Annotated in this window: 19 protein-coding genes and 1 tRNA gene; 11 read left to right on the plus strand and 9 right to left on the minus strand. The window is 39.2% G+C overall.

Annotation, left to right across the window (positions count from 1 at the left end; translation table 11 throughout):
- Positions 1-263: 263 nt before the first annotated feature.
- Entirely contained in the window at positions 264-1592 is a 1329-nt protein-coding gene (locus tag AAEY99_RS00005; protein WP_351008381.1) for a M20 metallopeptidase family protein, read from the minus strand.
- Between the two features lie 158 nt (positions 1593-1750).
- Here AAEY99_RS00005 and AAEY99_RS00010 point away from each other — a divergent pair, with 158 nt between their 5' ends.
- Positions 1751-2269, plus strand: coding sequence for a GNAT family N-acetyltransferase (locus AAEY99_RS00010; protein WP_351008383.1), 519 nt, complete (start codon positions 1751-1753; stop codon positions 2267-2269).
- A 792-nt stretch (positions 2270-3061) separates the two neighbouring features.
- The gene (locus AAEY99_RS00015) at positions 3062-4957 is read left to right on the plus strand and encodes a sensor domain-containing phosphodiesterase (protein WP_192114120.1); all 1896 of its coding nucleotides are present in this window, start codon (positions 3062-3064) and stop codon (positions 4955-4957) included.
- Positions 4958-5061: 104 nt separating this feature from the next.
- On the opposite strand, the gene AAEY99_RS00020 is transcribed toward AAEY99_RS00015, so the two are convergent.
- From AAEY99_RS00020 to AAEY99_RS00030, 3 genes are all read right to left on the minus strand, one after another.
- Positions 5062-6273, minus strand: coding sequence for an FAD-binding oxidoreductase (locus AAEY99_RS00020; RefSeq protein WP_192114119.1), 1212 nt, complete (start codon positions 6271-6273; stop codon positions 5062-5064).
- Between the two features lie 112 nt (positions 6274-6385).
- Complete coding sequence (gene hcp / locus AAEY99_RS00025) at positions 6386-8044, minus strand: hydroxylamine reductase (protein WP_351008386.1); 1659 nt, start codon at positions 8042-8044, stop codon at positions 6386-6388.
- 341 nt (positions 8045-8385) lie between these two features.
- Entirely contained in the window at positions 8386-9381 is a 996-nt protein-coding gene (locus tag AAEY99_RS00030; protein WP_351008388.1) for a DUF4382 domain-containing protein, read from the minus strand.
- A 287-nt stretch (positions 9382-9668) separates the two neighbouring features.
- Here AAEY99_RS00030 and AAEY99_RS00035 point away from each other — a divergent pair, with 287 nt between their 5' ends.
- On the plus strand, positions 9669-10358 hold the full coding sequence (locus tag AAEY99_RS00035; protein WP_335691283.1) for a DUF3157 family protein: 690 nt from the start codon (positions 9669-9671) through the stop codon (positions 10356-10358).
- Positions 10359-10538: 180 nt separating this feature from the next.
- Here AAEY99_RS00035 and AAEY99_RS00040 read toward each other — a convergent pair whose 3' ends face one another.
- Positions 10539-10799, minus strand: coding sequence for a DUF5062 family protein (locus AAEY99_RS00040; protein WP_011639029.1), 261 nt, complete (start codon positions 10797-10799; stop codon positions 10539-10541).
- Positions 10800-11084: 285 nt separating this feature from the next.
- Between AAEY99_RS00040 and AAEY99_RS00045 the strand changes: the two genes are divergently transcribed.
- The 5 genes from AAEY99_RS00045 to AAEY99_RS00065 all read left to right on the plus strand — a co-directional run bounded on the left by AAEY99_RS00045 (position 11085) and on the right by AAEY99_RS00065 (position 18896).
- Complete coding sequence (locus AAEY99_RS00045; protein WP_192114116.1) at positions 11085-13241, plus strand: M3 family metallopeptidase; 2157 nt, start codon at positions 11085-11087, stop codon at positions 13239-13241.
- Positions 13242-13441: 200 nt separating this feature from the next.
- Positions 13442-13531 (plus strand) — tRNA-Ser (locus AAEY99_RS00050).
- 457 nt (positions 13532-13988) lie between these two features.
- Positions 13989-17204: a putative Ig domain-containing protein gene (locus tag AAEY99_RS00055; protein ID WP_351008391.1), complete on the plus strand. Its 3216-nt coding sequence runs from the start codon at positions 13989-13991 to the stop codon at positions 17202-17204.
- A gap of 297 nt (positions 17205-17501) precedes the next feature.
- Positions 17502-17957 carry a hypothetical protein gene (locus AAEY99_RS00060; RefSeq protein ID WP_351008394.1) on the plus strand — a complete coding sequence of 152 codons (456 nt, stop codon included), beginning with the start codon at positions 17502-17504 and terminating at the stop codon, positions 17955-17957.
- A gap of 507 nt (positions 17958-18464) precedes the next feature.
- On the plus strand, positions 18465-18896 hold the full coding sequence (locus AAEY99_RS00065; protein ID WP_351008396.1) for a hypothetical protein: 432 nt from the start codon (positions 18465-18467) through the stop codon (positions 18894-18896).
- Positions 18897-19151: 255 nt separating this feature from the next.
- On the opposite strand, the gene AAEY99_RS00070 is transcribed toward AAEY99_RS00065, so the two are convergent.
- Positions 19152-20510, minus strand: coding sequence for a glycoside hydrolase family 5 protein (locus tag AAEY99_RS00070; RefSeq protein WP_351008399.1), 1359 nt, complete (start codon positions 20508-20510; stop codon positions 19152-19154).
- A 493-nt stretch (positions 20511-21003) separates the two neighbouring features.
- Here AAEY99_RS00070 and AAEY99_RS00075 point away from each other — a divergent pair, with 493 nt between their 5' ends.
- The 3 genes from AAEY99_RS00075 to AAEY99_RS00085 all read left to right on the plus strand — a co-directional run bounded on the left by AAEY99_RS00075 (position 21004) and on the right by AAEY99_RS00085 (position 22347).
- Complete coding sequence (locus tag AAEY99_RS00075) at positions 21004-21462, plus strand: nuclear transport factor 2 family protein (protein ID WP_351008402.1); 459 nt, start codon at positions 21004-21006, stop codon at positions 21460-21462.
- A gap of 13 nt (positions 21463-21475) precedes the next feature.
- Positions 21476-21925 carry a DUF1499 domain-containing protein gene (locus AAEY99_RS00080; RefSeq protein ID WP_162023977.1) on the plus strand — a complete coding sequence of 150 codons (450 nt, stop codon included), beginning with the start codon at positions 21476-21478 and terminating at the stop codon, positions 21923-21925.
- Between the two features lie 230 nt (positions 21926-22155).
- Positions 22156-22347 carry a DUF3185 family protein gene (locus AAEY99_RS00085; protein WP_101085056.1) on the plus strand — a complete coding sequence of 64 codons (192 nt, stop codon included), beginning with the start codon at positions 22156-22158 and terminating at the stop codon, positions 22345-22347.
- A 219-nt stretch (positions 22348-22566) separates the two neighbouring features.
- On the opposite strand, the gene AAEY99_RS00090 is transcribed toward AAEY99_RS00085, so the two are convergent.
- The 3 genes from AAEY99_RS00090 to AAEY99_RS00100 form a co-directional block, all read right to left on the minus strand.
- Positions 22567-23163 carry a 2-hydroxychromene-2-carboxylate isomerase gene (locus tag AAEY99_RS00090; RefSeq protein ID WP_351008406.1) on the minus strand — a complete coding sequence of 199 codons (597 nt, stop codon included), beginning with the start codon at positions 23161-23163 and terminating at the stop codon, positions 22567-22569.
- Positions 23164-23611: 448 nt separating this feature from the next.
- On the minus strand, positions 23612-25375 hold the full coding sequence (locus AAEY99_RS00095) for a flotillin family protein (protein ID WP_162023979.1): 1764 nt from the start codon (positions 25373-25375) through the stop codon (positions 23612-23614).
- Positions 25376-25470: 95 nt separating this feature from the next.
- The gene (locus AAEY99_RS00100; protein ID WP_101085053.1) at positions 25471-26109 is read right to left on the minus strand and encodes an OB-fold-containig protein; all 639 of its coding nucleotides are present in this window, start codon (positions 26107-26109) and stop codon (positions 25471-25473) included.
- Between the last annotated feature and the right edge of the window lie 154 nt (positions 26110-26263).

The raw sequence follows: 26263 nt of genomic DNA on the forward strand, positions 1-26263 counted from the left end.
AACGTTCAAGTTTATTGCGCTGGTTGATTAAATAAATCCATCGCGGATTTTGTCATAGCCCTAACCCCAGTGCGAATGGTTAACGGCATAGATAACCGGGTGCAAACTGACTTGAATGTAAACGTTCAAGTTTATTGCGCTGGTTGATTAAATAAATCCATCGCGGATTTTGTCATAGCCCTAACCCCAGTGCGAATAGTTAACGGCATAGATAACCGGGTGCAAACTGACTTGAATGTAAACGTTCAAGTTTATTGCGCTGGTTAATTAAATAAATCCATCGCGGATTTTGTCATAGCCCTAACCCCAGTGCGGATAGTTAACGAATAATCTGGCGCAAACTGACTAGAATGCAAAGACGGCAAGGTATCGCCAGACTCAACACTCGCTTGATACTGGCTAGGTTCTACCCCGCCCAGCCAAAATAAAGTAATCGGACGTTTCTCTGCAGTGAGCCCATATAAACCAAAATCTTCGCCAGCCATTACCGGTGGTGCCACCAGCACATTATCGCTGCCTAATTCGGCTTCAATACTGGCTTTAACCTTAGCGGCTAACGTGGGATCGTTATAGGTTGATGGAATGGTTTCATCATCATGCACATACACCACTGGCATGAGGTCATCTGGCAAGCCTGCACTAATCGCGATACCGGTAGTAATACGTTTAATCGCCGCGATTTGCTGCTCACGAACCTTAGGGTTATATGAACGCAAGGTTAGCTGAAGCTTCACTTCATCTGAAATAATATTGTGCTTTGAGCCGCCATGAATAGCGCCAACAGTAACCACATTAGGCTCTAACGGCGAGACTTCTCGGCTAACAATGGTTTGCAGTGCAAGCACTGTGCGCGCAGCAAGTACCACAGGATCGATAGTGACGTGCGGATAAGCACCATGGCCACCTTTGCCCTTAATGGTAATATCAACCGAATCAACATTCGCCAAGGCATAACCACTTACGGTGCCGACTTTGCCTGCAGGAATTGACGCACTCACATGCAAACCAATAATGCTGTCTGGTGTTGGGAACTGGCTAAACAACCCCTGTTTTAGCATGGCTTTGGCGCCGCCACCGACTTCTTCTGCGGGTTGAGCCACCATCATCAAAGTACCTTGCCAGTCGGCTTTGTGAAGCATCAGTTGCTGTGCAGTACCAATTAAACTGGTCATGTGAATATCGTGGCCGCAACCATGCATAATACCAACGGTACTGTTGTCCGCATTAAGGGTTGTCACGGTCGAGGCGTACTCTTTTCCCGTTTGTTCAATAATAGGCAAGCCATCAATATCTGCACGGATCATCACCACGGGCCCTTTACCGTTTTTGACAATACCGACCACACCATAACCGCCAAAATTAGCAGTAACCTCAAAGCCTAATTGCTTGAGTTCTTGCGCCATGCGTTGGCTAGTGGCTTTTTCTTGATATGACAATTCAGGGTGTTGATGCAGGTGTAGATATAGTTGCTCAAGCTTTGGTAATGCTTTACTTACAGAGAGATCAAGATCGCTCGCACTAGCAGTAAATGATAACGACGAAGCTGAAAACACTAACGCCAATAAGGGGTACGCAACACGTAAGCAGGTCATATTATTATTCTTAATTGTCGGGATTTGAGTATGTTAACCTACCATAAGCTTAAGCCACTTTGTAATGGGTTTTAGGTAACCGCAAGTTAAGGGATAATGTTAGTAGTGGCACAGTGATTAAGTCATTGTGGTCAGAGAAATAATAATAAAGGAAATCAATGACAATCATTACTGAAACACCAAGGTTAATTATAAGAGAATTTACCTTTGATGACGCGCCAGCCGTATTACACTTCAATACTCCAGAACAAGTCAGCCTCTATACCGGTGACGCTGGAATGTGCACAACATTACCCGACGCCGAAAATATCATTACCAATATTTGGTTAGCTGAATATCAGCAATACGGTTTTGGCCGTTGGGCTGTGGTACTTAAAGAGACCAATACTGTGATTGGGTTTTGCGGTTTTAAAAATGAAACTCGTATTAATGCCGTCGATATTGGCTATCGCTTACACCCGGATTACTGGGGCATTGGTTTAGCGACAGAAGCCAACCTAGCCTGTATCGAGTATGCCAAACAACACATGGATTTAGACATCGTCTATGCCGATGTTGTCGATGCCAATAGCGGCTCGATCAACGTGGCCACAAAGTTAGGCATGACATTTCATTCTCAATTCCAACGAGATGAATTTACTTTTAATCGTTATGTCATGTTATTGAACGGCAACTAACGAGCACTTATATAAGTACTAACGCTAAGCTCTAAATCTAAGCTCTAAATCTAAGCTCTAAATCTAAGCTCTAAATCTAAGCTCTAAATCTAAGCTCTAAATCTAAGCACTAAATCTATCTCAACATCTAAATCTAAAAAAACAGCAAGCCAAAAACTGACATGCTGCTTTTTCATTAAAGCTGGCTCTATCGTGCTGGCTTAACATTAGCTTAGTTTCATGTACCGAAATCAAATTGACCTTATAAAATTAGTACCGCTGATAATAGTATTAAACGTTTTCAGCAATAAAATATAAATTATTTTTTAATCAAATGCTTACATAAAAAGTTAAATACCATAAAGCTCACACTAAGCCATATCACTCGCCTATAGCCGAGTAAATAACAAAACAATATTAATGACCAACATAGAGACTGCATATGTGTTAGGTTGTATTAGTGTATTGCAAGAAATCGATACGATATTCATGGATGAAAGAGCAGCTACAACACTTAAGCCGGTATGTAGTATCACAATGGACTCTCTGAAATTACCCAACCAGTATTTTTCCTTCATTCAAGACTTCAGGTTACATCATTGAACCATGACGCCGTGCCAATATAACGAATTGTTTTATAAAGAATAATAATATCAATTAGTTATATGCAATAAATTTAGATCCCATAAAGTTTAGATGTTAATTATCTCGAACTCACCCATTACAGACTGGTGGCCTGTTACCGTATTTCTTCACATACAAACAGCCTGTTTATTGAGTAACAACACAATAAAATAAGAGGTAATTACACTTTTGAAAAATAATACGATTGCGATAACCCCTGAAATGCTGAAGTCTTGGCAAAAAACAGTTGATCTGATTGCCAAAGTCGCTCAAGTGCCTGCATCGTTAATTATGAAACTTCACACTGATGAAATGGAAGTGTTTGTCGCCAATCATAATGCCAACAGCCCATATGCCCCCGGGATGAAAGACATGCTGGGACATAGTTTATATTGCGAATCAGTGATTGAGCAGCAAACAGAATTACATGTCAAAAATGCCCTAGAAGATCCTCGCTGGAGTCAAAATCCTGAGCTTGAATTTGGTATGGTTTCTTATTATGGCGTACCACTCAACTGGCCTGATGGAGAGCCCTTTGGCACCATTTGCATACTAGACCAAAAAGCAAATAGCTACTCCGATGATCTTATTTTGCTGTTAGATTGTTTTCGTCAAAATGTTGAAAGTAATCTAGAAATACTCTACCAAAAAGAAAAGCTGGCTCAAGCCAATTTACAGTTAGAAACTCGTATTGCGCAGCGCACATCAGACTTAGAGCAGCTTAACAGCAATTTAATGCAAGAAATCGATTCACGCATCGCCGCGGAAAAACTATTGGATATTCAACAACGTTTCGACAGCGTCACTGGCTTGCCTAAATTTAGTCAACTCGAAACAGTGTTTAACAACCTGACGAAAAGCGACGCCTTAACCTGTATTTCGGTAACCCATTTCAGCATCACCAACTTAAAAGTCATTCAAGACGGTTTAGGTTATGACATCACTGAAAAAGTACGTAATGTGGTCGCGCAAAAACTACAACATTTTATACCCAATAATACTTATCTTGCCATTGTCAGTGATACGACCTTCTGTATCGTCATCTCCACCAAGAAACAACTATATGGCGATAAGATGGCGACTTTTTGCAGTCGCTTATGTCAGCACTTTAGCCAAGATATTTATGTCGATGAATTACCGCTATCCATTACTACTGCTATGGGAGTCGCATTTTACCCCAACGATGGTAGTGGATTTATGGACCTATCAAGAAAATCCAGCGCCGCGCTATCACATTGTGAAATGGGTAATAACAATAGCTATAAGTTCTTTAACCAAAAAATGGAATCCGAACTGTCTAGTCGCATACAAATGGAATCATTATTAAGAGGCGCACTTAAACGCGATGAATTGTCATTGCATTACCAGCCATTTGTAAGCACTCAAAGCAAAAGTGTTGTTGGCGCTGAAGTGCTTATAAGATGGAACAACCCAACTTTAGGCCAAGTTTCGCCGGCTGAATTTATTGAAATTGCAGAACATTCAGGCAAAATCATTGAAATAGGTTATTTTGTATTAAGAAGCGCTCTGAAACAATTAGCTTACTGGCGTGAGCTATATAATCGCGATTTTTATCTGGCAATCAATATGTCACCCATACAACTAAAAGACAGTTACTTAGTCGATAAGATTGTTAGCTTGCTTGAGTTATACAACATACCCGGCCATTTGCTTGAGATTGAGCTAACTGAAAATGCGTTAATCCACGATGCAGCATATGCCCAGGAAGTATTGAGCAAGTTAAATCAGCATGGGATCCGTTTGTCGTTAGATGATTTTGGTACCGGTTATTCGTCACTCAGTTACTTGCAATACTATCCGTTTAACTCAGTCAAAATTGATCGCAGCTTTATTCGTAATCTTGATACTTCAGAACAGAGCCGACAGTTAGTTAACACCATTATCGCCATGGCAAATAACTTACAGTTGTCGTTAGTGGCAGAAGGGGTGGAAAATCAATTTCAAGCCGATTTTGTGGCTAAGCAAGGGGCTGACATATGGCAGGGTTATCATCTGGGAAAACCGGTAGATGCCAATGAGTTTGCCCAGCAATACTTAATCCCCTCAATGACACCACTATTTTAATCTACTGCATGTGTCGCAAATGGTATCGCAATAGTTTCGCACTCAACGAGTACCGTATAAGCCGACCGTTACAAAGTCGGCTTATATGTATACGGTAAGACATATCACATTTGTAAGCGCACATCTGAGGTCATTTGGGTTGAACACGCCAATACAAAGCCTGCTGCAATTTCGTCAGCCGTTAACGCCATTTTGCTAGACGACACAGTGGTGCCTGAAACAACCTGACATTTACACGCACCGCATACGCCTGAACGACATGCGGCAATAATCGGTAATTTTGCTGACTCTATGCCATCAAGTAGGCTTTGGTCGCCAGTTAGCTGCACCTGATTATCACCAATACTCAGCATAAACTGCTCGGTTGATGGATTACTTTCCAACGCAGCTTTCAATCCCATGGCACTACTCGCACCAAAGCTTTCTTGATTGAACTGACTCATATCAAATTCGGCAGCTTCAAGCATTAACTTTACCGCCGCCATGTATGGCTCAGGTCCGCACACAAATACGGTACGCTGTTGATAATCTGGCACTAACTTAACTAAGGTTTCTAAACTTAAGCGACCACTTTCACAACCTGTAGAGGCATGCTTATCAGTCAAATTTTGCTTATTGCCGTCAGACTCTAATACATAATTGAGATTGAAATGTTGGCTGCATGATGCCATCGACGCCATTGAATTAGCAAACATAATGTCATCGACAGTTTTGGCACTGTGTACAAAGGCAATATCGCTGTCGGTAGTGGTATCGCAAAGCCAGCGCGACATAGAATGCATTGGTGTTACGCCGCAACCCGCGCTTAAGAATAAGTATTTATCGGCCTCAATGTCGACCAAGTTAAATATCCCATCAGGGCCAGTAACCGTCACTTCATCGCCAACATTGAGCGACTCAGTTAAGTAATTAGACACCACGCCACCAGCGATTTTTTTAATCGTGACCACTAATGAAAATGGTCGTGAAGGTGACGATGAAATAGTGTAACTGCGGTAAACCTTGTCGCCATTAATATCTAATTTAAAGGTAATAAACTGCCCCGGTTTAAAATTAAATTTCACCGGTGTGAGTCCCTGAAAGCGGAAACTGACCACATCATGGGTTTCATTCCATTTTTCAACACAGCAAAGCTGTACCTCGCCTCGTTGCCAGTTATCAGCTGCCAAAAGTGCTTTCGGGGTTGCCAGTGCAGCGGGTTCAACCGTTGGCGTGGTCTCGATAACGGGGGCCTCGCTAACAGGAGTCACCTTTTTAGCCACTTGGGCAGAAAGCGCTTGTGAAAATGAAAAACCAACTGAGGGAGTACTACTCATTTTGATACCTTAACGCAGTAAAAAATACAGTTAGCGATATGAAAATCTCATATCGCCTTTAATCGTTATCGTGCAAATACGTGTAACATAAATGCACGATTTTTATGGCTAATTACGCCACGTTCATCATTGCTTTTAAGTCTGACTCAACATCGGTAGTGCCACGCAAACCAAACTGTTGCTCTAAAATATTCATTAGATTTTCAGATAAAAATGCTGGCGCAGTAGGTCCTGTACGGATGTTTTTCACCCCAAGTGATAACAAGGTTAACAACACTACAATCGCTTTTTGCTCAAACCACGACAACACTAGGCTCAGCGGCAAATCATTAAGGTCACACTCAAAAATATCTTTTAACGCTAACGCTAACTGAATAGCTGAATAGGCATCGTTACATTGGCCCACATCAAGTAAACGTGGCACACCATTGATGTCACCAAAGTCTAATTTATTGAACTTGTACTTACCGCAACCTAAGGTCAAAATAATTGAATCATCAGGCACAGACTTAGCTAAGTCAGTAAAGTAATTGCGCTCTAATTTGTCGCCATCACAACCACCAATTAAGAAGAAGTGCTTAATAGAACCATTTTTAACGTTTTCAACTACGGTGGGTGCTGCTGCCATTAAGGCGTTACGGGCAAAACCGATGGTGATCATGTGGGGAATTTCATCATAAGCAAAACCTTCAAGTTCAAGGGCTTTGTTAATCACTTCGCTGAAATCATCACCTTCAACGTGAGTGACACCAGGCCAACCTACGATACTGCGGGTATAAATTCGGTCAGAGTACTCACCAACTGTAGGGTCGATAATACAGTTTGAGGTCATCACTACTGCACCTGGGAAAGTGGCAAATTCTTTTTGCTGATTCTGCCAAGCGCCGCCGTAGTTACCGACTAAATGCGCGTATTTTTTAAATGCTGGGTAAGCAAGTGCTGGTAACATTTCGCCGTGAGTAAAGACATTAATGCCCTTGCCTGCGGTTTGCTCAAGAATAAGCTCTAGATCTTTCATGTCGTGACCAGACACTAAAATCGCTTTACCTTTAACAGATTTGGTATTCACTTGTGTTGGCTCAGGATGGCCAAAAGAGGTGGTTTCGCCTAAATCTAACATCGCCATGATGCGGTAGTTTAATTGGCCGATTTCCATTGCAGTAGCAAACAGCTTGTCTGCATCAACAGAATCTTCACCTAAAAATGCCATGATTTTATGGAACTCAGCAGCCACATCAACGTCAGTTTGATCTAATACGCGAGCATGCTCCATATAAGCTGCTGCGCCTTTTAAACCATATAGGCATAATAAACGTAAGCCTAAAATGTCTTCATTTACGTCTCCGCCGTTAAGCAGTGCAATTGGCGCCTGGGCTAAAATCTCAGGTTTTGATGTAGCAAGTAATAACTCACCTTGACCGCTGACCATTTCTGGCTCGACACCTTGGCCTTTACAAGCAGCAATGTAAGCCGCTTTTAATTGGTCGCGATAGGTTTGTGCCTGGTAGGCATAATCAATTAAGCGTTCATCGTCGAAGTTTACGTTAGTTAACGTGGCAAAAAAGGCTTTAGGCACAAAAGTGTCAATGTCGTTGTCTACAATGCCAAACTCACGCGCTTTAACTGCATAAGCCGACACGCCTTGCAGCATAAAGATTAATAAATCTTGAATATCAGACGTCGACGCTAACTTGCCGCACATACCTTGCGAGTAGCTACAGCCATTGCCTTCTGGTGTTCTAATGGTTTGCTCACATTGCACACAAAACATAACTCTACTCCTCAAATATTATTCATGTATAAATTTTACATGTTAAGGATGAGTTTACTCTTTACTCTGTAAATCAAAACCCGTTTTTGACACCAATGTTAGATTTTATGAGCTACATCACCTTCAGCAATTGCTAATATTGATTGGTTTTTTATTGGATCATATCGAGAGAGAAAACGGAGGTTATGGCGCGCTAAAATCATTATCTATCGCGACATAATAAACATGGATACAGGGAAAATAACGTGGCTAGAGTCAGTAAGACATCATTGATTGTATGTCTTACTGACTCTCGTTGATTGACCAAATCAAATGGTGGATAAATTCAATTGACCTCAGTACTAGCCACCATGTCCACCATGGCCTTCATGATGCCCACCATTGCCGTTGCCACACTCATGTACCGTTTGTTGTCCACCAAGAGGGCCAGATTCAATCGCTATAGAGCCTGCATCTTCATACATGACAAATGGCCCGGTGCTAATGTCATCAAGGATTGGATCATCTAAATGACCTAAACAGCTATAACCAACGCGGTAGTTCCCTTCGGGTAAATAGCCCATTGCAAAATACCAATCTCCATCCGTAGTTTGTAACAATCGGCTCACCGACAGTGGAGCCGTTAGCCCTGCAGGAGGTGTTGTTCCCATATCGGCCATTTGATCAATAGAGCTGACACTGTCAGGATATAAATAAGCTAAATGATAAAATTCCCCGCCAACAGGAGTGAGAGCCGAATACTCAGTTTCGCAATTGGCAATCCATTGCGGATCAACTTCTCCAATTAAATGGCCCATTTGACTATTATCGACTGACCACATTGCACGATGACGTAATTGGTATTGTTCTTGCTCCATTAGCAGACCTTGGTACAAGTTAATTTCCAATGTCATTACACGGTGTTGGTTAGCTATAATCTCAACATCTTCTATTGGCAAATAACCATTTTCAACTTGCAAACTATGACGGCCTTGGCCATCTTCAACATAACAACCCTGATTGCCATCACCCTGATCAATTGTCACGTGGACATTATGGTATTGGCCAACAGGTAGATCGATATTATCAATAGCAAGATGCCTATTCATGCCCTGATAATCGAGCAAATTAAACTCCATATGTTGTAAACTATAACGGTGTATTTCCCCCGCAGCGTCCGTCATAACAAGTTCATTCATCACTAGCCCTAACCGGGACACTCCCGCCATAGGGGCATCTGACACCCCTAAAGAGAATTGTCCTAAAGGGTTAACTTCATCGGTTGTACTATCACTGCCGCCACAAGCGCTCAGCAATAAAACCGAAGATAACATCAATACTGAATAATAAATTTTCATCACACGTCCTCTATGTATTCGAAACATGCTCAGTGTTACTCACAAAGAGGTATCTGCATTTGATCGACATCAACAAACAGCGTTTAAATGAGTATGATTATTAACCTGAAATTAACATTCTAAAATGAATTTATGCATCACCTAACAATAACGACACACGCATAAAATATTGCCCCATCACATACTGGGGCAAAATATGAATATCGAACCACAGTTTATTTCCATTTCTACTATAAAAGTCCGTAGAATGAGCCAAAGTGTTAAAGACTTTCAATCAGGATGAATAGATGAAAACCAAACTTAATGCGATCGCATCAGCCCTATTTTTATTACTTGCTCCAGCCGCTATGGCCGCCAATGTTGCTGTTATCACCTTAGAAAATGGCGCCAATGTTCGTCTAAAAGACGACTTCACTTGGGAATACATCATTACCGAAACAGTAACCCAACCAGTGCAAGCCGCTAAAGCCGACATCGCAAAGCAAGCAAACGTAGTAACACAGCCGACCATTGCATCTGCAGCGTCAATAGCAGCAGTAACAACACCTGTTGCAGCACCAACGGTTGCCATGCCAACTGCACCAGCAATGAATACTCAAGTATCAACCACACGCTTAACTGCAGCGGCGTTAGCACAACCAGAGTTATTGGGTAGTACGGCTAAAGACGGCATTAAAATCGCCCTTGCAGACACAAAATGGAAAGGCGATAAACTCGGTTTAGTGTTCGATTTTGACAGCACCAGTAACGAACATGTCACGGTTGTTGAAGTTGAAGTAAGTTTTTACAATGACAACGGTGCATTGCTCAAAACAGAAAAGCTTGAAGCCTGGGAAGCTATATTCCGTATGCCAGAAACTTACCTGCGTAATGGTCAACATCGCCAAAGTGATACTATTTGGGTAGAGGGTGTGAATAAGCAGCAATGGCAAAAGCAGTTGATAAGCTTAAAAATTGTTGAAATTGAATCACGCTAATTCAATATCTAATCCTGAACCTAGACACGGAAATAGGTACGAAAATAGGTACGAAAATAGGTACGGACGTAAGCGTCAGCACTAGATCCAATACGAGAAATATATTTTAAAATCAATAACAAAAAGCCCAAATGAAATACCATTTCATTTGGGCTTAATTTATGGTGTAGGTTGGTAACCTTAGTTCAATAACTCATGTTCTTTAGGCAGTTGCTTACTAATCCACAATATCAATTTATGTTTACGATTCGGACCATCATCTTTATCTTCGGCTAATGGTTGGATTAAATTGTCTTGCACTAATAATCGATAAATACATTCCACTTTATCTTTTGGCGAAATGCCTTTGCCAAAATCTTCAAAACCACGCTTTTGCGCGTATCCCATGCCAATCTCCATCGCGAGCTTGAGCAGTTTTGTATCGTGTTTACCCGCTTTCATCTATCACCCTCGTCGTGCTATCTATTGCTATTAAGCTACGCGAATATCCGCAAATTACCACTACAATTACGGCCAGAATGCCGCAAAATCTAACAAACATCACTATTGGCAACTTTAGTTACAATAATTAATCTTAGTTAATACCATTAACCTTTGCGGCAAGCCGCAGGCTTGGTATTGTACTGGGGTTATTACTTTATGTTTTTATTGTCACTATTCAGCCGCACCACACACTTTGAATAGGCATAAAAACACCTAAAAGGGCCAAGACCCAAGGATATTTCAATGCGTAAAACACTTATCACGACTGCAGTTAGTGCTGCACTGATGCTCAGCGCGTGTTCAGAGCAATCAGCAGACACCGCCATGGCAGCCAAAACCACAACAGATGCATCAACAACTATGACTAAAGCGCCTGCAACTGCCGAAAACGTACTGTTAACACCAAGCCCTTTACAATACATGGCACCACAGTTCGACAAAATAACAGCCAGCGACTACTTGCCAGCATTTGAGCAAGGCATGAAAGATCACAAAGCTGAAATCGCCGCTATCACCAATAACAGCGAAGCAGCCACATTTGACAATACCATTGTCGCACTAGAAAACACCGGCGCGATTTTAGACCGTACTCAACGAGTGTTTTTCAACCTGTCAGGGCTTATCTCAGACGACAACTTCATCAGTGTTGAAGAACAAATTGTGCCTAAGCTAACGGCACATCAAGACAACATCTATCTTGATGAAAAGTTGTTTGCTCGTATCCAAGCGATTTATAAAAATAAAGCCACATTAACAGGCGAAGACTTACGTTTAGTTGAAGTGTATTACGACCGTTTTGTGCGTGCCGGTGCTGAATTATCAGTCGCAGACAAAACAACAATGCGTGAGCTAAACGGTGAACTAGCCAAATTTGAAACCAGCTTCTCACAAAACGTATTAAAGTCATTTAATGACGACGTGATCGTAATTGAAGATAAAGCCCTACTTGACGGCTTATCAGACAACGACATTGCATCATTAGCTGCTGCCGCTAAAGCTGCTGGTAAAACGGGTTACATGATCACTTTAGTGAACACCACCACTCAACCATTGCTTTCTAGCCTTAAAAACCGCGATATACGTAAACAGCTATGGGAAACCTCAGCATATCGCGCCATGGACACCAACGCGCCGTTAAACATCAAAATTGCTCAACTGCGTGCACAAAAAGCCAAACTATTAGGTTACCCAACATGGGCGGCATACTCGCTAGGCGACCAAATGGCCAAAAACCCAGAAGCGGTTTATGGCATTCTTGACGACTTAGCCCCAAAAGCACTGGTTAAAGCCAAAGTAGAAGCGGCAGACATTCAAGCCGAAATCGTTAAAGACGGTAAAGACTTTACTTTAGAGCCATGGGACTGGGCTTACTACGCAGAAAAAGTGCGTAAAGCCAAATATGACTTAGACGACGGCCAGGTTAAACCTTATTTTGAAATGAATACCGTATTAAACGACGGCTTGTTTTTCGCAATGGAAAAACTGTACGGCATTACCGTAAAACCTCGTACTGACTTACCTGTGTGGCACAAAGACGTCACTGGTTATGAAATCTTTAACAAAGACGGCAGCTCACTAGGTTTGTTCTATCTCGATATGTACGCCCGCCCTGGTAAGCGTGGCGGCGCATGGATGGATGAGTACGTTAGTCAGTCATTCTTACAAAATACTAAGCCAGTGGTGTACAACGCACTTAACGTACCTAAACCAGCAGAAGGTCAACCTACTCTGTTAACGTTTGATGAAGTGAGCACCTTATTCCACGAATTTGGTCATGCCATTCACGGTTTATATTCGCAAGTTAACTACCCAAGCTTAGCTGGTACCAAAACTGCACGTGACTTTGTTGAGTTTCCATCACAAGCTAACGAAGACTGGAGTGTTGATCCACAAGTGCTAGCCAACTATGCGAAACACTACCAAACGGGCGAGCCAATTCCTGCAGAGTTATTAGCTAAAGTGTTAAAAGCACACACCTTTAACCAAGGTTTTGGCACAGTTGAATACTTAGCTGCAGCGTTGCTTGATATGGAATGGCATTCAATTCCAGCTGGCACCGAAATTACCGATGTTGCCGCCTTTGAGAAACAAGCACTAGCCAAACACGGCCTAGACTACGGCCCAATTGCACCACGCTACAAAACCACTTACTTTAGCCACAGCTTCGGCGGCGGTTACTCAGCGGGTTACTATGCGTACCTTTGGACCGAAGTGTTTGCTGCAGACTCGTTTGCTTACATGATGGCTCACGGTGGATTAACCTTAGAGAACGGCCAAAAATACCGTGACGCAGTATTGTCAAAAGGTAATAGCCAAGATCTAATGCAAAGCTACATCGACTTTGCCGGTAAAAAACCATCAACCGACGCCCTATTAAAGCGTCGTGGTTTAGTACACTAAGTATTATTGTTGATATAAGCCTCTCTTATTGGCAACTCGCCAACAAGAGAGGCGAGCTTGCAATGAAAGCGCTTTAAAGATTAAAAAGGGTAAATATTGTGCAAACGTGAGCCTTTTTGTGTCATTTTGCACATTTGTTGTGCCATCGAACACATCAAGGCTTTACATTTTTTCTAATACCCTTATTATTCACCGCGTTCGGAGGGATGGCAGAGTGGTCGAATGCACCGGTCTTGAAAACCGGCAACGGTTTATCCCGTTCTAGGGTTCAAATCCCTATCCCTCCGCCACATTAAAAACAAAAAGGCCTTATCGAAAGATAAGGCCTTTTTGTTTGGGCGAAAGATAGGGCTTTGAACCCAAGGGTTCCTCTTTATTACAAGCAAGCTATCCCTCCGCAAGATTCAAGACTAAATGCCAAATCGATAAATACAGGGCCTTTTTTGTTGGGCGAAAGATAGGACTTTAAAACCAGGGTTCCTATTTATTACAAGCAAGCTATCCCTCCGCAAGACAATTAAAATCGAAAAGTATTGAATTTTAGTACTTTAGACAAATAATAACTATGTTACTTTTTCAATAAAACACTTTTAACAAAATAGCAACTATTGTACAATTTTGAGTCGACTTGTAGACTCGAATGATTGTTGAACATAGCTTAATTAAACTATGTCGAAATTTGTCGATACAAAGAAAAACTTCGACAATCACTATACAGGAATAATAATTTTAATCGAAGGAATCGATATGAGAATGATTTATTTAATACTTGCCCTTTTGTCTTTTCAGGTTTCAGCTCTTGATGATAAAAACTTTGTAAAAACTTATGACCTCAATAAAAACCACTATTACTTAAGCACTGGATTTCAAAACTATGAAAACTTTAATCACTTTCGAGTCAAAGCAGGTACTTTTTTACAAGCTTGTAATGACAATGGGCTACAGCCTTGGGTAATAAAGCATGGTGAGGTCGTACCACAATTGCTATGGGAGGATGGTTCAAAATACATTAACTGCCCATCAATTCAACAGGTAAATAACAATACATATCAGCTAAGTAAAGATGAAGTTTTATTTAATCCTTTTCCAACGAATGATATATTTGTTACGGATGGAACAACCCAAGGAACTCGGATATTCAACGAGTTTGAATTAATAAAAGAAAGTATTAGGACGTTTAAAGATCCTGTTGAAATCCCTCAAAATATATTGAAAATCGGGAATGACAACTACCTTTACTCACTAGCTGATGGTAACTATTTATTCGATATAACAACGAAAAAAAGCCATAAATTTCATAATTTAGAGCGTTTTTACAATCAAAGAGAGTGCTCACTTTGGGGATCTTCGGTAGTTTGTATATTGGAAGGTAAACTTTACATTTCAGATGGAACAGTAAACGGAACAAGGTTAATTTATGAGTCTGATGACGAAGACCGATATAACTTTGCTGACACCAACAAACATGATGAGTTTGTTACTCTTACTTTATTAGGGGAACAATCTAAACTCATTAAAATAAATATTGAAACAGGTGAGAAGCATACTTTATACGAGGCGAGTGAGAAATGGTTTTTATCCAAGAAAATCATACATACCAATGACGCTTCATTTTTTGTAGAATTAGCCATAAGCTCACTAAATGAATCGGAACTCACATATAATTTATTTAAATATAACAATAAAACTAAAAAATCAGATTTTATCTATAGAGATAAAGTGGAAAATTATTGGGGCGACTTATCAATATACTATATAAAAGACCAACTATTAATAAAAGGTAATAGCAATCCTCATTCTAACAATCCAGATGATTTCTTTTCATTAAGTAGTGATAATACGTTATCAGAAATAAAATTACCACCTAATGAAAATCGAGTGGGATACATAAATCAAACAGATGATGAAGTTTATTTTTATTGTGCTAATAATGGTGAACATATAAAAACTTACTCGCCAGAAACAATGACATTTTCGGATACTTCTTTTAGCAAAATAAATTATATCTCTAAATCATTTGTTCATGACAATAAATTATTTGTTGATAAAATCTTAAAAGAAGCTAGTTATGGTAATGGATTACATATATTCAACAATATCACTAAAACATTTGACTATGTTTCAAGCGTAGAGAAAGGTACGCGTACAGTTTCAAGTGACATTCGTTTTTCTAGTATAAATAATTCACATATTTTTTCTTATGGCTGGTTAGATGAAGAAATAAAACCTTTAGAAAAATTAGACTTTAATGAAATAAATGGAAACCATGTATTTTTTAAAATGTCGGTTGAAAACGGGGTGGAAGTAATTAACCAAACCTTACCTACCGATTACCCGAAATACGGAAATAATGCTATAACAAACATGGAAAACGATGTCTTTTATTTGTTAAATGGAAAAGTAAACAAATATGATAACTCAGCTCAATCTACGAGTGAAGTATTTAATTATGAAAGAGATATCCCTGGTGGCTGGATAAATAAGTTGTTATTCACAGATGAAAATAGATTGTTTGTAGAAGCTAGCGCTAATGAATTAAGAGTTATTGATACTCAATCAAGTAAATCCTTCTCAACTAGTGATTTGGGTTTAGAGGCTGATTCGGTGTATCAGTGTGGGCAACTTGTTGTATCCCCGAAGTATTCATATGATACTGAAACAAAAATGAATTTTAACAAATGGAATGGCAGTCAATATACTCTTAAACAATCAATAGGTCTCCTATCCAGCAGTTATGATGTATATCACTTAGATAATAAAAATGCTAAATTTTATTACCTTAAAGCAACATATAATCAAGATTATGTTCCTAAGCAAACACTTTCCATTTACTCTTTCGATTGCCAAACTGAAAAAGCTGAAAAGTTATATTCGCTTGAAGAAGATGAAAGCACTCAAAATATACAGTATCTTGATAATAAAATAATATTCTCAAGCTATTTATATGGAGCTAATGGTTACACTTCGAAGTTGCAATCTTTAGATCTTAACACAAACAACTTGACGATTTTACATGATGACTATTCTCAGTTTAATTCAGCCTCTATGTTTTATACGAATAAGGGCGCGTACCATTTCAAATTAGAGGATGGAAAATTTAGATTTTCTTTGCTCTCAAATAATACCAATACTGAACTGAGTAGTTTAAATATTTCCAATATGTTTATGTCTATTTCACCATTCACGTTTGATAATGACCCAAAGAGCTGGATATTTCTACCCGTTACACTTTTAGATGGACTGCTTCAATTAGCAGTATATATGCCTGAGTATGACCGTTGGCACACTATAAAAATTCCAAATGTTTACAATGAAACAACTTTTGATTCGAAAAATTTATATTTTGACGGTCATTATTATTTCCGATATGAATCATACCCAAATGGCTACGAAATGTTTACTGTAAACCAAAGCTGCTTAGTTTCTCAAGTGGTTCACGGTGATCAATGTAAAACACCGTATGAAAATAGGCCTCCCATCATGTTAGATATTGATAGCCCGACATTGGAAGCTAATCAGTATCTTTATGTTCCAACCAGAGCATGGGATGAAGACATGGATAAGTTAACATACTCCATTAGCCAAACACCTAGCTGGGTGAAGTTTAACTCTGAAAATGGAGAAATTCATGGTCAAATCCCAGCAGATTTCAATACAAATATAGACAATATCATTGTCACTGTTTCAGATGGCACAGAAACAACATCTAGCGTGCCATTTTCAATTAATATCAAAACTGATGATGAGGAAGAAGGTAATACAGATACTGGTGGAAACGATGGGGATGATGAGACTGATATACCAACACCTGATAACTCTGACAAAAGCGGTTCATCTGGCGGTACAATGTTCGTTGAAATGTTATTAATCATTCTAGTGCTGCTATCGAGACAAAAAATGTTTGTAAACTATATCAATTATAAAATACGAAGAAATAGGACCAAGCTTAACAGCTTTCGATGAAACAGACCTTTTGAAAGAGCAAGTTAAGAACTGCGCGAAACGGTTAGTCTAGCGATATGGTTATAAACGGGAGAATCTCTCATTGAGATCTCTCCCAATTTTTAAATAACAATAAACATGGCTGTAAAAATTAATGTTCGCTGCTGAATAGACTACTAATTTAACACTAATTATTTAACTATTTTTATTGAAATTGATGAATTGAGTACATTGAGCATAACTATCACCAAAGCAATGAAAACGAATTATGTTAATTGCCCATATATGGCTTGGTTTTATTGGTTGGGGAAATTTAAAATGATATCAATCAAGTATTTGATTATTATTCTGGCCGTAATTAGCGTCTGCGTTTGGCCAAGTAATTATAAGTCTACTTATATAACAAGAGTAAATGCAGCAAGCTACGATGTAGAAATACAAGTTAAAGCAAGTGAAATATACGGTATGTACCAAATTGATGTAAAGATAGGAAGTATTCCAACAAAATTTCATTGTTTAAAATTAAATAAAGTAGATCTTGGTATTTATGGTGATAAAGGGCCAATAGCTATTACCCCTTTAAAGTTGAATTCTGACGGTGATTTATATCATTCTTTTTATTTGCAAAAGGATATTTTGGTAAGAACAAGTATTGGGATAAACTATTTCAATACCTTGAGTGGAAGCCAATGTGAGCAGTTGTCTTTGAATGCGTTTATTGTTGAGCTATCAGCTTGGAAAACAAGCAGTTCGGATATTTTACAATTAGATTAGGAATAATCCATAAAGTATTCAGCTGAAAAGTATATATAAAAAAGTTTAAAGGCTCATAATTATTGACTTTTTCAACTTCAGGAATAAAGTCAATCTTAGTTAGCAATTGCAGACTTTGAAGGTGCAAAGTTCTGCAAATAAATGAATTTAAAAGACTATTTAACTATTTAACTATTTAACTATTTAACTATTTAACTATTTAACTCAATAGTCTGGGTTCCTATTTATTACAAGCAAGCTATCCATCATCCAGATCCAAGATAAATACGAAAAAGTACCATCAGGCATTGCAGATTAATAATGGAGCCACGATTAATTCTTCAAATACCATGAATGCTTCTAAATTTTTGTGAGGATACGTCATATTACCGAGTAAACGTGTATCATTAACTTTCTACACGACACAAATCACTTCTTGTTCAGGTTTACTATGTACTGCAGCTAAAGCTCTTAAAGACCGACATAAAGCCTATGAGGCTGAACTACAGAGTATAATGGGAAGATAATATGAAGTTGATTATTTTTTGCTTAGTTTTTTTAGTGTCTTCATGTTCAATAAAGACTAATGAAGAGCAATTGTATTTGAACTACTTTCATTATAAAAATAGTGTCCATAAAGACAATCTATTGCAGATAAGCCCTGACATTTTTAGTCAGAATTTACTCACAAAATTAAATATAAATGAGACTCACGTATCTGAGCAATTACTATTTAAAAAATATATGTCTAAGCAGATTGAACACTTTGAAAAAATAGATGGATTAGTTGGATACTTATCAATTAATGGATTAGACAATGAGAGTATGCCAATGTCATTTAACATTAAATATATTTATGAGCATGACCGTTGGCTTATCGATGAAATAGGTATTTTATTTGTTAATAGCACTATTGATTTTAAACAATCAGCTCAATGCCCGAGTGAATATCAAAACTGAATACAGATATGACTTAATAGTATGCTCATATAGACATTCATGACAAGTTAAGATAATAGTCTGCTCACCGCAGGCTTTATGCCTTATTTTTCTATTTAATAGCTCACTATTATCATAGCCTTAGATGCGACTCATATACCGCTATAAGCGGTTGTACTGCACTTATACTTATCAACGGTCCTAGCAAAAAATTCTAGCTGAGTCCCAAATGAAATATTTACCACTGCGCCAGTCGATATTCTAGGTCAGCCTAGATTATTTTACTGGAACTAATGCTTCTATTAAATGTGGTCGCCACTGCTGAGCTTTATTATCGTATACACCAAAACTCGATGAGTATTCCCAATATGCCCAGCTAATATTCCGTTTTTCTGCTTCACGAGCAATAAAAGCCGTCCAAGCTTTTTGCTGCTTGGGATCCGCATAGCGTGAATATACGCCAAACTCCCCCAAATAAATTTCAAAATTACGATTAGCTTTAGAATTCCAACGAGTCATATTATCCAGTAAAGTGATTAAAGGTGCGGTTTCGCTCTCAGTACCTAACCAAGTCGTTCCTATCCACTTTTTTGAACCATTAACCCATTTAGCTCCTTGGTGAGTAAAATGAAAGGGTTTGTAATTGTGCACTGTAATAATTGTATTATATTGATTTGCATAGTGTGGCAATGACAGTTTAGGTAAGGTATCAGGTACATTCCAATAAGCAGTACCTACCATAACAATACGTTGGGTATTATTTTTTTGTGGAATATCTGTATCGCCCCAAATGACAGTCAATAAACGTTCGATAATGTCATTCCAATCATTGTAGTGAATACTGTCTTGCGGCTCGTTTAATAGTTCAAAAATTAGATCCGTTCGAGAATACTTAGAAAGTGGAAGTTGCTCATTAATTTGTTTCCAAATACCTTCTAAACGTAAAATATGCGACATTTTGTCATTGTCAGTAGCACGCATCAATTCGTTATAGTGATGTACATTTATAATAGCTTTAAGACCGGCGTTATTCGCCCAACCTACAACTTCTTTAACACGATTCATAAATACAGAATCTATGGTATAGGGAAAGGTTTTATCTGCATGCGCAGTCCAGCGAATTGGAATACGTACATTTTTAAAACCTGCTTTGGCAATTATTTTAAAGTCATCTTCAATTAAGACCTTACCACCAGTCCAGTCTCCCTCAAAAGGAGCCTCTAAGTAATTGCCAACGTTGATCCCTCTGCCTAATCGTGTTTGTTTTAGGCCACCACTTATATTCCAAGAATATAAGTCACTATAATAACTGTCTGACAACACCACAGGGGCTTGTATTGAACTCGTATTAGCATTAGAACTTCCACAACCTAATACAATAAAAGTTATCGAGACAAATATTATTGAATGTTGATTTCTACCAATAAACAAGTATGCAGAAATACATATTGTATAAATAAAGTTAAGAGCCAACTGAAAAAAATTTAAAGTAAGCCACTTCTGTCGATGTAATAGATTTTCTCTCGTCATATCATCAACTTTGCAGGATATTGCTCTGTACAGCAAAGATGAGATGTAATGAAAAGTGGCAATATTCCCCAAATTATCAATAATTCGTCTTGGTTTAAACATCATTTACCACCTATTAAAAGATAATTAAAGAATAGAGCAGCAATTCAAAATCTGCCCACAATTTTTAGTAACAAGTGACATTACCATCGAAACAAATTGAACCACAAACTTGTTACATAAAAATTGGAGTCTACGTGCTACATATTTTAGACTTTGTTAACGGTTTTTATTATCTTCATGGTTTGATTTTCTGTGAATTTTTTATTACGCCCCCACTGTAAAATACTCATGATTTTAATTGTCATTTTTTAAGCGCTTTCTTTAGGTTCAATGTTGAGTTATTGTCTGATTTATTGGCTAACGAACATTGCCAAATCAATATTTTGAATAGACTGTATATCCCCACAGAAAACGGATTAAAAATCACCACCGAATTACCAAAATTTAGAAAGAAAACGACGGTAAGGCTTTCAAACTGCCAATGATGGCTGTGAAGTGGGGCACTAAATCCGGCACTTTCACTAACTTTCTCACTGGCACATAAGGAATCGAAACGATGAAACAAATCTGCTTGGTTTTATTAGCTTTTTTCTCAATACCTTCATTGTCTGATGACATGGTGTTAGCTGACACAATGAAAGCGCTTGATACTGCGGTGTTTGACTCATTTAACCATTGCCAAAATCTGCAAGAGCTAGATAAGCACGCAAGCTTTTTTGCAGCTGATGTCGAGTTTTATCATGATAATGGTGGGGTAACGTGGGACCGTGACAGCATGATTGCCAATACTAAAAACAATGCATGTGGTCATTACACCCGAAAGCTGGTTGAAGGATCTTTTAACGTCCACTCGATTAAAGATTTTGGTGCGATTACAGAAGGGGTGCATATCTTTTGTCAAAATAAAACCAACCAATGTGAAGGTAAAGCTGACTTTGTCATGGTTTGGCGTAAAGTAGACGACAAATGGCAAATAACCCGAGTATTGAGTTATGGTCACCGTGAAAATAAATAAAAGGATATTAATAATGTACAAGCAGATTTCAATTATTACACTCAGCATGACGCTGTTAATGGGTTGTTCTGGCACAGTGCCTACTTTAGGCATTAATGATGGCCAGTTAATGCCATGTCCTGAATCGCCAAATTGTGTCAGTAGCCAACAATCAGCTGCAGATGAAGAGCATGCGATACAACCGATTGAGTTCGTCGGCACACGCCAGCAGGCGCAGGCAAAACTGTTGCACGTATTAAAGACTGCTGAACGAGCGAATATCGTCGTGGTTGAGGATGATTATATCCGAGTAGAGTTTACCTCTCAGATAATGCGGTTTGTCGATGATGTTGAGTTTTACTTTCCGTCAACAGCATCCGATAAAATAACCATCCATGTTAGATCCGCTTCTCGTATCGGAGAGTCTGACTTTGGGGTTAACCGCGAGCGAATAGAACAGATTAGAAATAACGTCAAACTATAGTGACTGCCAGGTAAATAACAGGTTAGCTTGTGTCTATTTCATTTGGCTAAAAATGAAATAGACGGAAACGGTCTTACCCAGAGGTTGGTCTGAAGCGTTCGTATACAGAGCCGTTATGTGTTTGGTTAGTTTCAGGTTATCTACTGCGACATGGTCAACTAAACGTCATCAACGGTGACATCATCAACTATTAGCTATCAACTATCAGCTCATCAAAGTCTGGAGTTAGCATGAATAATAAAATTATTGGGATTGTACTTGTTATTGCGGGTATTTTTTTAGCATTGTGGGGCTACAATATTTATGATGCAGCGAGCTCCCAACTTACCCGCGCCATAAGTGGTGATACACCTATTGAAGCCTGGGCTGGAATGGCGGGTGGTATTATTGCGGTTCTAATAGGTATTACAAAGTTGAAATAATGGATTGTGATTAAACGTTGATGTAAAAACATTCAACCATAATGGCTGCCAACTGATGACTATTTATAAGTAAAGTTATTGACTACAAAAACCAAATTAATACGTGTAAACAGCAATTGATTATTGGTTTTTACTTTTGAACGTTCATTACTATTGGCACCGGTAAAGGTTGCAGTAAATAACCACTGCAACCTTATTTTAGACCTCACCTAAATAACGTTATCCAGCCAGCTTGTCGTTAAGTAAATCGAGTCTATCTTGTCCCCAAAATGGCTCATTTTGATACACATAAGTCGGCACACCCAACAAGCCTTTTTCAATAGCATCTACAGTATTAGATTCGTATATTACTTCGATTTCGGCTGACAATGCTTGCTGCACAACACTGTCGGCGTCGACATTGAGTGAGGTTAATATTTGCTTAATCACCGCTTCATCAGCAATGTTTTGATCTTTTGCCCAACATGCTGCCAGTACATTACCAACAAATTCACCGACATCTTGTCCAGCTTGTTGTAACACAATTATGCATCTGTCGGCCAAACTTGGGTCTGCAGGGAAAAAAGCAGGCTGTAGATTAAGGGTCAATTTGCGCTTTGTTGACCAACGAGCTAACTCAATTAAGCGATAGTCTTGTCGAGCTTGCAGGCGTTGTTTTACTGGTAACACACCTAATACTGCAAATAATTTTGCCAGTTTAATCGGCTTATAGTTGATAGCAGCTTTGTGCTGTTCAGCCAACGAGATAAAGGTGTTATGGCCTAAATAGGCATAAGGAGAAAGACTCGTAAAATAATACTCTATTGCTGTTGTCATGGTTCACATTACCTTTTTGGGCTTATTTGAGAGGCTGAGTCGTCACACACGTGTATTTAGCCTATATCTAGCATTAACTGATAACGACCATAATACAATCATAACTAACAGTTAAATTCCAAGTACTATGGCTGAAAGTCTGCCTTCTGGCCACTGAGAAAGTTAATATAAAGTCTATGATAATCTCACAATAAACCTTAAAGAATATTAAGTCTCTCAACGATTAAGACCATAATGTCATAAGGCAGAACAACACAGAATCTTTTACAGGATCAATTGTTGTAACTCACTCTTTAGCTTAAAAAGTGTTTCACACTCCCGCTAAGTGACTGAGATTGAACATAGTCGGCATAACGCTGTTATAGAGTGATGCTGATAAATACAAAAAGTGCCAAAAGGCACTTTTTATATTTTAAAGAGGAAAGATACCTCTTTAGCAACTTAGCATTTATTGCGCTGGATTAATGCCAGGGATAACTTCATCCACACCAAAGCCTGTTTTGGCCGATTGAATGACATTAATCGCTTCAGATGTCAGTGCATTATTGCCTGTCAGTAGGTCATTTAAATTACCAGACTCTGAATTAACTAGGCCTAACTCTCGTAGCATGGCGTCAACCACAGGGGCATTAGCACGATAGTTTAATGCAGCAGTGGTTACTTGCTCTGCAATACCACCCTGGGATTGGTTACCCTCGCCGTTACTCATTTGATTGCCCGTACCATAGCCTTGTAAAATCTTAATACCTTCAATTTTTTCAAGCGGTTTAACGGCTTGAGCAATAATGTCTGGTAAGGCTTTTAATATGGCTAATGATCTTTGCAGTGCAATTTGTTCGTTACTCAGTACGTTTTCAGCTTCGTACTGTGCCCGCTTACCCGCAGCTTCAACTGCATAGATTTTCTCATCGGCTGAGGCTTTTAGCATCTTAGCGTCTGCACTGGCACGCGCTTCAATTAAAATGGCGCTAGCTCTATCTTCCGCGGCAACTTTTTCTGATTCAGCTCGAACCGTAACACCCACGGCCTCACGCTCAGCTTCTTTTCGGGCATCAATAACTTCAATGTCTTTACGACGATTAGCTTCAGCAGTTTGGCGCGCAGTAATAACCGCTTCTTCTTTTTCTACCTTGGTTTTTTCAGCTTCTGCAGCGCGAGCGCGAGCGGCTGACTCTTCTTCTGACTTAGCGGCTACCGCAATGCGTTTGTCTTGTTCAGATACTTCAATATCGCGTTGTTGCTGAATGCGTGACTGTTCAATAGACTTATACTTTTCAATTTCACGGGTTTCGATGTCTTTGGTTTTTTCAATTTCAGCCGTTTCAATTGCGCGCTCTTTGGCAATTTCGGCTTCACGCTCTTCGCGGGCTTTATTTTCTTTTTGTTTAATGATTTCAGCTTTTTGATCGGCACGTTTAAACTCGAGTGACTGCTGCTGAGCGAGGCGAGCTTCTTCTTCCGACTTTTCGATTTCTAACGATTCTTTTTCTGCTTCAAGATTACGCTGTTCAATTTTGATGCGGTTTTCTTGTTGAATATCGTTGGTTTCTTTACGTTTTTCTTCAATGATTTTTGCTAAACGAGCACGACCTTCGGCATCAAATGCGTTATTTTCATTAAAAAATTGCAAGTCAGTTTGATCAAAACCCGTGAGCGACACAGATTCTAATTCTAGGCCGTTTTTCTCAAGGTCATTGGCGACATTATTCTGCACTCGCTGGACAAAGTCAGCGCGCTGCTCGTGCATTTCGGTCATGGTCATTTCGGCTGCAACGGTACGCAATACGTCGACAAACTTTGATTCCATTAATTTTTTAAGTTCTTCAACACGATTAGTGCGAGTGCCTAACGTTTGCGCTGCCATTGAAATCCCTTCGGCATTTGGCGCAACACGTAAATAGAAGTCGGCTTTTACATCCACGCGCATTCTGTCTTTGGTGATCAGGGCATCTTTTTGATTTTTTTCGACTTCAATACGCAAGGTATTCATATTGACCGAAATCGTTTCGTGCAGCACTGGCAGCACAATTGCGCCACCATCTTTAATGATTTTCTCACCGCCGAACCCGGTACGAACAAAAGCCATTTCTTTACTAGCTCGTTTGTACAGTTTGGCAAAAATAAGTCCAATAATAATCAATCCTAATACTGCTATGCCAGCAATAAGGAGGACAAAGCCGCTTCCTGAATCAAAGTTTGTTAACGTTTCCATTTAATTTCCTTTTAAATACAACTGTGTTTTATCAAAAAGTGTCATTGGAATGACATTTTTATTTTTAGGGTATATCTCAATAAGATATTTTTAGGTTAACTGAATCTGGTTGCTGTCCAGACTTTGCCTTGATGAGCGATGAGTACAACATCGACGCCTGGCAAAAATTCGACATCGTCGTGTTCTGGTTCAACTAACACGTAGTGTTTCTGCCCAAATGTGTCCCGAACCACCGCTTCTGTCGGCATGCCTTTTATTGCACGACCTTGGGTGATCTTGCCGACACAACCGCCAAGCGCATCAATTGATATTGCTGAGGTTTCGTTTTTAGGGAGAATATTGGCAATACCATTACCAATAAAGTGGCTTGAAAAAAACATTATGACTAACGCAACAGGTACGGTGATGATTTGGGGTAAGAAGCTGCCAAAAAGTTGTGAATAGCCAAAGTTAATCACATACCCTGCTATCGCAAAACTACTTAATGCTAATACAAACCAGATAAGTAACGGTAAGCGATTAAGACACAGCCAACCCAATATACCTGTCATACCGGTAACCGATACCGTGGTATCAACATCTGTATCGACATCGAGTGAAAACCAATTATCAAGTGCACTAAATACACTTAACCCTGCAATCATGGCGATGATTTCAAACATCCCCAGCATGACCACAATAACAAGCGCAATTGAAAAGGGTATATTTGCTTGAGCGACTAAAAAAGCCTGCATGGCTCCTCCATAAACCTAACGGGTTAAACTCCATTTGATTGTAAAATATCATGTTATTTTGCAAGAGGATATGAAACAGCAACACTTTTTAGAATATATTGCCTCTAGCTCAGTCAAACCAATGAGTTTAACCACGGGGTTTAGACAACATCAA

The sequence above is a fragment of the Shewanella sp. S1-58-MNA-CIBAN-0166 genome (assembly GCF_040310085.1).
GTDB lineage: Bacteria > Pseudomonadota > Gammaproteobacteria > Enterobacterales > Shewanellaceae > Shewanella.